Origin of the sequence: Streptomyces sp. NBC_00335 (genome assembly GCF_036127095.1) — a bacterium.
GTDB lineage: Bacteria > Actinomycetota > Actinomycetes > Streptomycetales > Streptomycetaceae > Streptomyces.
Window position 1 is genome coordinate 1,314,874 of sequence record NZ_CP108006.1, and the last position, 11,931, is coordinate 1,326,804.

Annotated in this window: 11 protein-coding genes; 5 read left to right on the top strand and 6 right to left on the bottom strand. The window is 72.6% G+C overall.

Annotated elements, in window-relative coordinates; all coding sequences use genetic code 11:
* The first annotated feature begins 67 nt into the window (after positions 1-67).
* Together OHA37_RS06085 and OHA37_RS06090 are read left to right on the top strand one after the other, a co-directional pair.
* Positions 68-622: an NUDIX hydrolase gene (locus tag OHA37_RS06085; RefSeq protein ID WP_266903230.1), complete on the top strand. Its 555-nt coding sequence runs from the start codon at positions 68-70 to the stop codon at positions 620-622.
* 72 nt (positions 623-694) lie between these two features.
* Positions 695-1,780, top strand: a complete 1,086-nt coding sequence (locus OHA37_RS06090; RefSeq protein ID WP_266903232.1) for a DegT/DnrJ/EryC1/StrS family aminotransferase — start codon at positions 695-697, stop codon at positions 1,778-1,780.
* A 70-nt stretch (positions 1,781-1,850) separates the two neighbouring features.
* Here OHA37_RS06090 and OHA37_RS06095 read toward each other — a convergent pair whose 3' ends face one another.
* The 4 genes from OHA37_RS06095 to OHA37_RS06110 form a co-directional block, all read right to left on the bottom strand.
* Entirely contained in the window at positions 1,851-2,510 is a 660-nt protein-coding gene (locus tag OHA37_RS06095) for a GOLPH3/VPS74 family protein (protein WP_266903234.1), read from the bottom strand.
* Positions 2,511-2,673: 163 nt separating this feature from the next.
* The gene (locus tag OHA37_RS06100) at positions 2,674-4,752 is read right to left on the bottom strand and encodes an MDR family MFS transporter (RefSeq protein WP_266903236.1); all 2,079 of its coding nucleotides are present in this window, start codon (positions 4,750-4,752) and stop codon (positions 2,674-2,676) included.
* A 116-nt stretch (positions 4,753-4,868) separates the two neighbouring features.
* Positions 4,869-6,218 (bottom strand): 6-phospho-beta-glucosidase, encoded by a 1,350-nt coding sequence (locus tag OHA37_RS06105; protein WP_266903238.1) that lies wholly within the window; start codon positions 6,216-6,218, stop codon positions 4,869-4,871.
* A 64-nt stretch (positions 6,219-6,282) separates the two neighbouring features.
* On the bottom strand, positions 6,283-7,272 hold the full coding sequence (locus tag OHA37_RS06110) for an MmyB family transcriptional regulator (RefSeq protein WP_266903240.1): 990 nt from the start codon (positions 7,270-7,272) through the stop codon (positions 6,283-6,285).
* 225 nt (positions 7,273-7,497) lie between these two features.
* Here OHA37_RS06110 and OHA37_RS06115 point away from each other — a divergent pair, with 225 nt between their 5' ends.
* The 3 genes from OHA37_RS06115 (at position 7,498) to OHA37_RS06125 (ending at position 9,969) form a co-directional block, all read left to right on the top strand.
* Positions 7,498-8,166, top strand: a complete 669-nt coding sequence (locus OHA37_RS06115; protein ID WP_266903242.1) for a helix-turn-helix domain-containing protein — start codon at positions 7,498-7,500, stop codon at positions 8,164-8,166.
* A 64-nt stretch (positions 8,167-8,230) separates the two neighbouring features.
* Positions 8,231-8,788: a toxin-antitoxin system, toxin component gene (locus OHA37_RS06120; RefSeq protein WP_266903244.1), complete on the top strand. Its 558-nt coding sequence runs from the start codon at positions 8,231-8,233 to the stop codon at positions 8,786-8,788.
* Positions 8,785-9,969 carry an MAB_1171c family putative transporter gene (locus OHA37_RS06125; protein WP_266903246.1) on the top strand — a complete coding sequence of 395 codons (1,185 nt, stop codon included), beginning with the start codon at positions 8,785-8,787 and terminating at the stop codon, positions 9,967-9,969. The genes OHA37_RS06120 and OHA37_RS06125 overlap by 4 nt, the downstream gene beginning before the upstream one ends.
* A gap of 52 nt (positions 9,970-10,021) precedes the next feature.
* On the opposite strand, the gene OHA37_RS06130 is transcribed toward OHA37_RS06125, so the two are convergent.
* Entirely contained in the window at positions 10,022-10,801 is a 780-nt protein-coding gene (locus OHA37_RS06130; RefSeq protein WP_266903248.1) for a bestrophin-like domain, read from the bottom strand.
* Positions 10,802-11,009: 208 nt separating this feature from the next.
* Positions 11,010-11,594 (bottom strand): hypothetical protein, encoded by a 585-nt coding sequence (locus OHA37_RS06135; protein WP_266903250.1) that lies wholly within the window; start codon positions 11,592-11,594, stop codon positions 11,010-11,012.
* Positions 11,595-11,931 lie beyond the last annotated feature (337 nt).

An 11,931-nucleotide genomic window follows, 5' to 3' on the forward strand; every position in this document is an offset into this window, starting at 1 on the left:
GACGTAAGGTCGCAGCCGGGCCCCGCACCGCCCGCCGCCCAGCAACCCGATCCGCCGAAGGACGCCCATGAGTACCGATCCCGCCGCGCGGCCCGCACCTCACGGACCCGGCAGCCGCGCCGTACCCCGCCCCCACGCCGTCGTAGGAGTCGGCGTGATCGTCGTCGGCCAGGACGGCCGGGTGCTGCTCGGGCAGGCGCACGACGGGCGCTGGGAGCTGCCCGGCGGCAAGGTCGACCCCGGGGAGGGCTTCGAACAGGCCGCCGCCCGCGAACTCGCCGAGGAGACCGGGCTGCGGGCCGCCCCCGGGGAGATCCGGATCGTCTCCATCCTGCTCGACGCCGACGCCGACGCCGCCGATGCCGATTCCGCCCCGACCCGGCTGACGGCCGCGGCCGTCACCTCGGCCGCCGCGGGCACCGCCACGGTGACCGAGCCCCACAAGATCGCCCGCTGGTCCTGGTTCGCCCCGGCCGAGATCCCGGCGGCCCTCTACGCCCCGTCCGCGGCCGCCCTGCGCGCCTGGCGGCCCGACCTCGCGCCGTACCTCCCGCACGTGCCGTCGTACGACTATCCGACCACCGCCGCATCGGGCCCGGCGGACGGCCCGGCACCCCGCTGACAGCCGGCCGCCGCCCGCCGGATTCCGCATCCCGTCGGCGCCGACGCGCACGTGTCGAACGGATCGCGCCGCGTGCTCGGCCTCAAGCGGGACGTACTGCGCCTCGTGGAGGAGGTAATCGACGACGGCGTCTTCCACGGCGGCCGCCGGACGCGCGAGCTGGAGGCGACGATCGGAGCACGCTGGGGAGGCCACGCCCTGGCCGCGAGTTCGGGAACGATGGTGCTGGGGACCGCCGTTCGGGCGCTCGGCATCGGCGTCGGTGACGAGGTGATCATGCCCGCCCTGACCTTCGTGTCGACGGCCTTCGCCGTGGCCGCCGCCGGAGCGGTACCGGTGTTCGCCGACATCGACCCGTACACCCGCTGCATCGACCCGCAGGCCGTCGAGGCGGCCGTCACCTCCCGCACGCGCGCCGTGATCCCCGTCCACATGCACGGCCTGATGGCCGACATGACCGCGATCCGCACCCTGGCCGACCGGCACTCCCTCTCCGTGATCGAGGACTGCGCCCAGGCCGCGGGCGCCACCGACGCGGGCCGTCACGCCGGATCGGTCGGCGACATCGGCTGCTTCTCGATGTGGGTCGGCAAGAACCTCGGCGGCCTCGCCGACGGAGGCCTCCTCCTCGCCCGGGACGCCGCGCTCCTGCCCCTGCTCCGCAAGCTCACCGACCTCGGCCGGGACGGCGAGCGCAACACCCACCACCTGCGCGGAGACAGGGGCCGGATGGGCGAGATCAACGCCGCGGTCATCCGCCACCAGCTCGACCTGCTGCCCGGCTGGACGGATCGGCGCCGCGCCGTGGCCCAGCGGTACACGGACGCCTTCGCCGGCCTGCCCGTCGGGACGCCCGGGGACGCGCCCGGCCGACCGCACACGTACTACAAGTACCCGCTGACGATGCCGGATCCGGCTTCCGCCAGGGCCCTCATGGACCACCTGGGCCGTACCGGGATCAGCACGGAGCAGGTCTACCCCCACACCGTTCCGCACCAGCCGGCCATGCGCGAACTCGCCCACCGCACCGCCGACATCTCCGTCAGCCTCGACCTGCTGCCCCGTACGGTGTGCCTCCCGATCGCCCCCGAAGTCACCGACGCGGAAGTGGACCGGGTCATCGAAGCCGTTCACGAGGTCCACGCCGTACGGGTCTGATTCCGTACGGGTCCGAGCCCGTACGGACCTCGGCCGTCCGGTCCGGCCCGGCGCGGCGCGGTGGCGGGCGTCAGCTCACGCTCACCACCGTGGCCACGGTGATCACGGCCATCGCCATCTGCATGTCACGGATCGCGGCGCGGATGCTCTCCGCCGCCCACTGCCCGTCGGCTATCGCCGCCGTGCGTGCGGTGATCTCCTTCCGCGGGGCTCCCGGGAAGGCCAGAGCGTGCAGGCCGGCGGCGTGGATGACCGTGATGAGGCTCGCGGTGCGCTCGTCCGGTTCCGCGCCCTTGGAGACCGCGGAGGCGAGCCGCTCGCGCAGTTCGCGCTCGATCGTGCCGTCGGCCTCCGGGTAGCGGCGCACCGGGAACACCCCCAGCGCCTTGCGCCGCTCCTCCACGACCACCCCGCGCCCGCTCAGCCGCTCCACGGCCGCGCCGACGGCCTTGGCCTGGTCCTTCGTCAGCCACTCGCCGACCCGGCGCTTGCTCCGGCCGCGCATCCAGGTCCGTATCGCCTCGATCCGGCCGTCGAGCAGTTCCTCCCCCGTGGGCGGGGAGTCCACCAGCTCCAGGTACTTGCCCGAGACCCGCACCCGCTCCGCGAGCACCAGTTCGAGCAGGAGGGCGCCCGCCACGGCCCAGCCCACCGACTGCCGCTGCTTGACCGACCCGGACTCGTCGTCCAGCGACAGCAGCATGATCTCCTCAGCCAGTGTGATCCGCATCCCGGCACCCCCCGCACCCGTAGAACCCGTAGAACCCGTAGAACCAGCAGAACCTGCAGAACCCGTGGAACCTGTTTCCCCATCAGACGTCCACATCCGACGGGAAGTTCCCAGGTCCGAGTTCCAAGATCCGAGTTCCCAGGTCCGAGTTCCCAGGTCCGCCCTACGGCCGCCCCGCCATCGCACGCGGGGCGAAGTTCCCGTCGCCCAGGTCCTCCGCCAGCAGCCGCTTCGCGATCGCGTCCGCCGCGGCCCGCAGCTCCGCGCTGCGCGGGCGCCCCCGGTCCTTCTCCAGCTGGTCACCGAGCCACTTGGCCCACGCGTCCGAGATGACGCCCGCTTCCCGATCCCCCGCCGGGGTCTGCGTGTAGAAGCCGTTCTGCCGCTCCATGTAGCCCTCGTCCACCATCCGTTCGAAGACCGGCAGCAACACCTCCGGGGGCAGGTGCCGGCGCGAGGCGATGAGCCCCAGGCTCGCGTAGCCGACGGTGCGGGTCATCAGGTCCACCTGCATCACCGCCCACGCCCCCGCCATGTCCAGCCGGGTGTCCGAGGAGTTCACGATCCCGCGGGCCGTCTCCGGCCCCATGCTGCGCACCAGCTTGCCGACCGCCAGTTCCAGCAGCTTCGCCGAGTCCCCGGAGGCCGTGGCGGGCGAGCCGAAGCCGTCGCCCATGTCCGTGGAACCGGCCCGCGCGCTGTCGCGCAGCTTGACCTGCTTGAGGAACAGCGCGACGACGAATCCGACCACCGCCACCGGCACGGTCCACAGGAACACCGTGTGCAGCGTGTCCGCGTACGCGTTGATGACCGGCCCGGCCGCCGCCGGATCGAGCCCGTGCACGCCCTGCGGGCTCTGCGCCGCCGCGGCCAGCTGCCGGGGGTCCTGTCCGGTGGCGCGCGCGGCCTCCTCGACCGCCTTCGCCAGCGCGGGCTTCAGGGTGTTGGCGTAGATCGTGCCGAAGACGGCGGTCCCGAAGGCGCTGCCGAGGGTACGGAAGAAGGTGACGCCCGAGGTCGCGGTGCCGAGGTCGGCGTAGTCCACGGTGTTCTGCACGGCGATGGTCAGCACCTGCATGCACAGGCCGATCCCGGTACCGAGGACGAACATGTACAGGGATTCCAGCCAGGCGCCGGACTGCGGCCCCATCCGCGACAGCAGGTAGAGCCCGAGGCCCATCACGGCGCAGCCGACGATCGGGAAGATCCGGTAGTGCCCGGTCTTGCTGGTGACGTTGCCGCTGAACACCGACGCGATCAGCAGGCCGATGACCAGCGGCAGCGTCCGTACGCCCGAGACGGTGGCCGAATCCCCGTCCACGTACTGCAGGTACGTCGGCAGGAAGGTCATCGCGCCGAGCATCGCGAAGCCGACGACGAAGCTGAGGACGGAACAGACCGAGAAGACGGGGTTGCGGAAGAGCCGCATCGGCAGCATCGGCTGCGCGGCACGCGTCTCCACCAGGCAGAACAGTGCCAGCGCCACGGCGCCGCCCACGAAGAGCCCGACGATGAGCGGCGAGCTCCAGGCGTACTCGTTCCCGCCCAGGCTCGTGGCCAGGATCAGCGCGCTCGCGCCGATCGCGACCATCGCGATGCCCAGGTAGTCGATGACCGGCTTGCCGACGGCGCGCACGGAGGGGATGGTCTTCGCGGCGGCCACCACGACCAGGATGGCGATCGGCACGTTGACGTAGAACGCCCAGCGCCAGGTCAGGTGGTCGGTGAAGAGTCCGCCGAGCAGCGGCCCGATCACCGTCGCGACGCCGAAGACGGCGCCGATCGCGCCCTGGTACTTCCCGCGTTCGCGCAGCGGGACCACGTCTGCGATGAGGGCCATCGCGGTGACCATCAGCCCGCCGGCGCCGATGCCCTGGATGCCCCGCCACACGATGAGCAGGGTCATGTTGCTCGCGAGGCCGCACAGGAACGAACCGGTGATGAAGACGATGGCGGAGACCTGAAAGATCAGTTTCCGGCCGAAGAGGTCGCCGAACTTGCCGACGAGCACGGTCGCGACCGTCTCGGTGAGCAGGTACGCGGTCACGACCCAGGACATGTGGTCGCCGCCGCCGAGGTCCGCCACGATCGTGGGCAGTGCGGTGCCGACGATCGTCTGGTCCAGGGCCGCCAGCAGCACGCCGAGCATGATCGTGCCGAACACGATGTTGCGCGATCGCCGGTCGAGCACGGGTGGTGCCGCGGCGGACAGGGCGGGGGCTGCACCTTCGGCTGTGGTCACACTTCGCACTCTCACAGCGCCCCCGCCCGGCCGCATGCGGCGTTAGCCCATCCGGTCAGGGGCGCGGGCGCCCTCACCGCAGGTGGACGGGGTACGGGGCGCGGGCGAGCGGGGTGTCAGCGCAGGTAGCCCAGCCCCGGATGCTCCGCCGCGTACCCGGTCACCAGCCGCCGGGCCACCCCGACGGAGTCCACCAGCGGATGCAGCGCGAAGGCCTTGACCGCGTCAGCCCGCGATCCGCTCGCCGCCGCGGCGAGGACCTCCCGCTCGGCGGCCTTGACCGAGGTCACCAGGCCCACCGCGTGCAGCGGCAGCGGATCGACGGCGACCGGGTGGGCCCCGTTGGCGTCCACGAGGCAGGGCACCTCGATGACGGCCTCGGCGTCGAGCACCGACAGGGTCCCGCGATTGCGGACGTTCAGGATCAGGGTGGCGCGCTCGTCCCGGGCGATGGCGCGCATCAGGGCGAGGGCCACCTTCTCGTACCCGCCGGACTCCAGGTCGCTCTCCTCGCGCTCGCCGACGCCCGCGACCTCGCGGTTCTCGGCCATGTACGTCGCCTCGCGCTCGGCCCGGGTCCGGTCCCAGGCGGCCAGCGCCGCCCCGGGCGCCTGATCCGGCCGCCCGGCCTCGGCGTAGAAGCCCCGCTGCTGGTCGCGCAGGAACGCCCCGCGCGTCTGCTCGGCCTCCTGGTAGGCCCGTACCGTGTCGCGGTTGAAGTAGTAGTAGTGCAGGTATTCGTTGGGGATCGCGCCGAGGGAGCGCAGCCACTCGGCCCCGAACAGCCTGCCCTCCTCGAAGGATTCCAGCGCCTGCGCGTCGGCCAGCAGCCGCGGCAGTTCGTCGCGCCCGCCGATCCGCAGCCCGCGCACCCAGCCCAGGTGGTTGAGGCCGACGTAGTCGATCCAGGCGTCCTCGGGCCGGGCGCCGAGCAGCCGGGCGATCCGCCGTCCGAGCCCGACCGGCGAATCGCAGATGCCGATGACCCGGTCACCTAGCTCCTCGGCCATGGCCTCCGTGACCACCCCGGCCGGGTTGGTGAAGTTGATGACCCACGCCCCGGGGGCGTGACGGGCCACCCTGCGCGCGATCTCACGGGCCACCGGCACGGTCCGCAGGCCGTACGCGATCCCGCCCGCGCCCACCGTCTCCTGGCCCAGCACTCCCTCGGCCAGGGCGATCCGCTCGTCGGCGGCCCGCCCTTCGAGCCCTCCGACGCGAATGGCCGAAAACACGAAGTCGGCGCCGCGCAGGGCCTCGTCGAGATCGGTGGTGGCCGTGACGGCGGGGGCGTCCGCGATCCCGGCGGCCTGGTCCGCGAGCACTCGTGCCATGGCGCGGAGCCGGCCGGAGTCCTCGTCGTACAGGGTCACGTGTGACACCCTGCCCTCGGCGTGATCGCCGAGCAGGGCTCCGTAGACGAGCGGTACCCGGAATCCGCCCCCGCCGAGGATCGTCAGCCGCACGCCCTTACCGCCTTTCGCAGTGCTCCGGTGCCAGGGTCTCGTGGCACCAGTCTCCCCCGCCGGATCAGTCCACCGGCGACGGCACGGCCCTGAGCCGCGGCAGTCGGTGCGGCTGCGCGCCCGGACCGCCCGGCAGCGGACCCGTCGGCCGGCCCTGCGGCGCCGAGAGGACCAGGGTCATCCGGGTCAGCCCCATGCCGTCGAGCATCGGGCCGGATTCCGCCACCATCCGGCAGCGCACCAGGCCCCAGCCCGGGTCCGGGTGGCGCACGGTGCGCACGGCGCCGTCCTGTTCGGCGGCCTCGGCCCCGTGGGTCGTCAGCCAGTGCGGCACTCCGTACCGGTAGGCGGCCTCCATGAACGGGTCACGGGCCACCTCCTGGCGGATGCTGCGCAGCCCCTCGTCGTCGGGGGCGGCGGCCAGCGCGGTCGCGAACCGGGCCAGCAGCGGTACGCACCAGGCCGGTTCGTGGTCCTCCAGCACGGCCGCGGCGTCCGGGTGGAACAGCACGAAGCGCAGGAAGTTGTCGTCCGGCAGGGCGGTCGGATGCGGGCGCACCGACTGGAAGAGGCGGTCGAACGCCGAGTTGGTCAGGGCCACGTCCCAGCGGTGGTCCACGAGGAAGCTCGGGTAGGGCACGGCCTCCATGAGGGCCGCGTAGTCACACAGGTAGTCGCGCTGCGCCGGATCGTCGGGCAGCCGGCTGTCCTCGGCCGCGCGCCAGGTGGGCGGCGGGTCGCGGTCGACCATGATCCGGAAGAGCCAGAAGCACTGCCGTTCGCTCATTTCCAGGGCCTCGGCCAGGGCGAGCAGCTTGCGGTCCGTCCACTCCTTGACCAGGCCGCGCTCCCAGTTCCCGTACGCGCGCACGCTGATGCGCAAACGCGCCGCCAGGTCTTCCTGGCTCAGCCCCAGTTCCTCCCGGCGCTGGCGCAAAATCTCCTTGCGTCGCTCCGACCGCACGGCGCCGCGTGCGGACTCCTCGCCCGCGAGGCGCTCCCCACCGATGTGGGCGAGCCCTTCGGACGGGCCCACCGCTGCGAGATGTGGCACCGAGAGCTCCCCCCATCTTTATTACGGTCTGGATCTTCATTTCCGTGTGGCGATCCTGCTACCGACTTCATTCGAGTGTCAACTATTGTGGCAATTCCAGCCTCTGGGCAGCTCGATCCCGCCACAGATGTGGCACGTTCTAGCCGTACAGACAGAGACCGGATAGATTCCTGGAGCCGACCACGTGCCCGTACCCCGACCTCGCGCGATCTAGGAGAACCACTGGTGACAGACGGCTTCCCGGCTCCCGTCGCGGTGGCCAACACGCTCCTGGCAGCCACCGTCACGCGGGTCGCAGAACTCGCGGGCAAGCTGGGCCGCGACCTGAACCAGGTCTTCGACCTGCGCCGCCTCTCCGAGGCCTCGGGCGTACCCGCCGACGTGGTGCGGAGCCTGCTGGACGGCCGGCCCGCCGGTGAGCCCGATCTCCAGACCCGGTTCCTCCAGCGCCTCGACCTCCTTCGGCGCACCCGCGTCAAGCCCAACGGCCGCCGCTACACGCAGCAGGAGATCGCCGACGGCGCCGCCATGTCGCGCCAGCAGGCCGGGGCCCTGATCAACGGCGACAGACGGCCGACCATGGAACACTGTGACGCGATCCAGCGCTTCTTCGGGGTGCATGCCGGATTCCTCACCGCCCACGACGCAGACGCGCTCACGGACGCCCTCCAGCGCACCGAGCAACAGCTGCTCCAGGACTTCGCGGGCCGTGCGCGGGAAACCGCATCCGCCCCGGCCGCTTCGGCGGGCGATCCGCTGGCAAGACTTCTCCAGAACCACGGCGTACGGGGCATCGCCTGGCGCGCCGCCCAACTGCCCAGCGACAAGCACCGGGACAAGGTGACCGAATGGCTGGACATGCTTCTCGAAAGCGTCAAACCGAACGAATCCTGACCCAGTCGAAAGTCTGGGTCTGATCCTTGAGTCCTGATCCGGATCCGCGCCGACGGGGAGAACGGTGAGCATAGGCAGAGAGCAGCGGCGGTTGTGCGGGGAGCTGGTGGCAGGCATCAGCCTGACCGCGCCCGTGGAGCCCGTGGACCTCTACGCCGCCCTCTGCGAGGGCATGAGCAAGCACCGCGGCCGCCGGGTGGAGTTCCGGATGGCCTCGTTCCCGCCGGGGACGGCCAGCGGCCTGTGGCTCGACATGGCGGACCGCGATCTGGTGGTCATCGAGGAACGCACCGCGCCCGACCACCAACTGGTGATCCTCGGGCATGAGTTGTGGCACATGAAGGCCGGCCACTGCAGTCACCACGTCGACGGCGCCGCCGTCGCCGCGCGGCTGCTTTCGGACGAGGCCGACATCGGCGAGACCGTGCGCCGCGTGGCCGCGCGCACCCGCGCCGACGTCCGGGAGGAGAGCGAAGCGGAAACCTTCGGTCTGCTGCTGGGCAGCAGGTGCAGGAACTGGCTCGCCGGGTCGGCGAGCCACCGCGCACCGGCACAGCGAGATCAACTGGCGGGCCGCATCGAGGCGTCGCTCGGATACCGGGGGCACAGGAACGACCGTTGAACGGCAAGGACTACTACATACCGGCCGCGGCCCTGGCGATCGCACTCGCCTTCAAGCTCCCGGCCCTACGGCACAACTGGCGTGACCCGCTGCTGCGATCGGTCTGCGCCCTGCTCACCCTGGCCGGTGCGGTCTTCACCTTCGCCGCCCCGCCCACCATCTCCGCGGTCAACCGCTGGACCGGCATCACCAACTTCTCGGCCCCCTTCGTCTATTGCCTCATGAGCGCCTTCAGCGCGTCCTGCCTGGTCCTGATCATCAACTGGCGCGGCGGACCGCCCGAGCAGACCCGGCGCATCTCACGCCGGTGGATCCTGGGCTACGGCACGGTCACCGCGACCCTGATGACGCTCTTCCTCCTCGGTGACGCACCGGTCGAGCGCCTGCGCGACTTCGACACGTTCTACGCCAACACCCCGTACTTGGGGCCGATGATCGGCCTCTACCTGCTCGCGCACAACGTGGCCGCCTTCGTGATGGTCGCCATGTGCTGGCGCTGGTCCCTGCAGGTGCGCGGGTGGCTCCGGACCGGCCTGATGATCATCGTGGTCGGCTACGTCCTGAACCTCAGCTACGACGCCGCCAAGCTGAGCGCCGTCATCGGCCGCTGGGTGGGGATGGGCCCCGAGCTCGACGACCTGAGCACCTACGTGGCCCCGCCGCTGGCCGCCCTCGGCGCGCTCGTCAGCGCGGTCGGCTTCGTCCTGCCGCTGCTCTGCCAGCGCCTCTCGGACAGCTGGCAGCACTGGTCCACGTACCGGCGGCTCGGCCCGCTGTGGCACGAGGTCCGGATCTCCGCGCCCGAAACCCCCGTCGGCGTCCAGATGTCCTGGTGGGCCGCCGCCGACATCCGCGTCATCCAGCGCGAGTCCGACATCCACGACGGCTTCCTGCACCTCGGACCGTACTTCGACCGCGACTACCGGGACACGGCCCTGTCCCGGGCCCTCGCCGCCGGCGCCGACGAGGAGACCGCGCGGGCCGTCGCCGACGCGGCCATGGTCGCCGCCGCCGTGCGCGCCCGCGCGGCCGACCCCGAGGGACGGGTCATCGGGGCCAGCGAGGACGGGGCTCCGCCGGCCACCGACGGTCCGCGCGACCTCGTACGGATCTCGCACGCCCTGCGGAACTCGCCGGTGGTGGCCGAATGCCGCCGGCAGGCGGCGCTGTCGGGGCGCTGAGCCCGCGGGGCCCCGCGCCCCGGCACGAGGCCCGGTACGAGGCCCGGTACGCTCACCGCCCGGCGGCAGCCAGGGGCAGGGACGGGAACAGGTCCTGGAACGGCGCCGCCGAGTCGATCCCGTCCCGCCCGAAGGGCGCGTCGAAGCTCCACACCATGAACAGCAGGAACACGATCAGCGCGCTGAACAGGCCCGCGAGCAGCAGCTCCCGCCCCGACCGCCGGATCTGCAGGGTGAAGATCAGCCCGACGGTGACCAGCCCGCCCGCGACCAGCCCCAGCCAGACCACCCCCGGCAGCGTGGACTCGTCGCTCTGCGTCCGCTCGTGACGGGCGTCGTCGGCGGCCGCGATGTGGTCCAGCAGCGGCTGATAGGCCTGGGCCTGCAGCTCGTTGCCCGGGCTCTGGTGGGTGACGTCGCTGCGCAGCTTGCCGAGCAGCTCGCCGCTCTCCGGGGACACCGGCGCCCCCGAGGTCAGCCGCGGCCAGTCCACGCTGACGGTGTGGGACACGTACGCGTTGACCTCGCCGCGGATCCGGTCGCGGACGGCGGCCGGATAGACATCGGCCCGCTGGGTCACCTCGTACAGGGACTGGGCCTCGCGGCGCACGCTGTCCTCGGCGGCGCCGCGCGCCTCCCAGACTCCCGCGATGGCCAGACCGAGCACGATCGCGTAGACCACGCCGACCATCATCACCATGTATTCGAGGACGTCGGGGGTTTCGCTGGTGTCCTCGTCGTCGGCGACCCGGCGGTGCCGGATCGCGGTGAAGGCGAGGACGAGGGCGCAGACGAGCGCCATGGCGATGGCCAGGACCAGCCATTCGGACACGAGGGTTCTCCGTAGGTCGAGATGAGCGGACTGAACGTGGGGCGCGACCAGTGCCGTGACCGGGAAGGTTTGCCGGGGCGCGGCGTCCGGTGCGGTGCATCGCAAGGCGGAGGCCCGGGGCTCGTACCGGACGTACCTGCCCGGTCCGACAACGCGGCGAGGTGCCGTGCCGGGCGTCGCGCCCCGGTGAACCTTTCCGGCCACAGCACTAGCCGCGGCTCCTGGAGCGGGGCCGCAGCGCGACGGCCGCGAGCACCGCCGGGGTCGTGACGACGACCATGAGCATCAGGGTGGACATGCCGTCCGGACCGCGCCGCGCCAGAGCCGCGGAGTGGTACGGGCGCACGTGGAACCGCCCCGCCGCCCCCGCCCCCGCTGCGACCCGGTGCGGAGCCACCGCTCCGCCCGGAGCCGGCTGCGGGACCCCGGCCTCCTCCACCGCGGCCGCCCGCGGCTGCGCCTGCGCGGGCCTTGCCTGCGCCGTCGGCCCGGGGGAGGGCTCCGCCGCCGGCCCGGGCTGCGCGGGGGCGAGCGGCCCCAGCCCCGGGTGGCGCGCCGTCGGCCCGGCCGGGCCGGGCAGCAGCACCCGGGCGGTCGGCCGTACGGCCGGGACCGGAGCGGGCGTCGAGGCCGACGGCGGCGCCGCGGGCGGCCGTGGCCGCGACCCGGCCGGTACGCACAGGTCGACCCGGGCGCCGCGGCCGTGGCCGTCTCCGGCGACCGCCACGTGACCGTGCAGCGGGCAGAGCGCCGCCACCAGGCCGGCCCCGGCGAAGTACTGCCAAGCGGTCACCGCGCGTTCTCCCGATTCCGCAGCAGGGATGAGGGCTACGCCTGAAGAAACGATCACGGCGGTGGTTCGATACGCGCCAGACAGGTCAAGATCAGCCCTCGGCAGCCCACTTCGCGCCACAGCGGGTCCCTGCCGGTCGCCCGCCCGGCCCCATCCGGACCGGACCCCGCCCCGCCCGTACCGGCGGGCGCGCCCGCGCGCACCACTCCACCGCGCCGCCGCGCACCCCAGGCCCCCGCGGCCGGCGTTCACCCGCCCGGCCCACTCCGCCACGGCGCGGCCCGCCCTCCCCGCCGATGATCGGAGAACCCGATCCCGCAGCTCAGCGGGGTCGCCC

What these genes read in the sequence shown, in the direction of transcription:
- OHA37_RS06085 (WP_266903230.1), top strand. Translation starts at nt 68, where the DNA reads ATGAGTACCGATCCCGCCGCGCGGCCCGCACCTCACGGACCCGGCAGC.
- OHA37_RS06095 (WP_266903234.1), bottom strand. Translation starts at nt 2,510, where the DNA reads ATGCGGATCACACTGGCTGAGGAGATCATGCTGCTGTCGCTGGACGAC.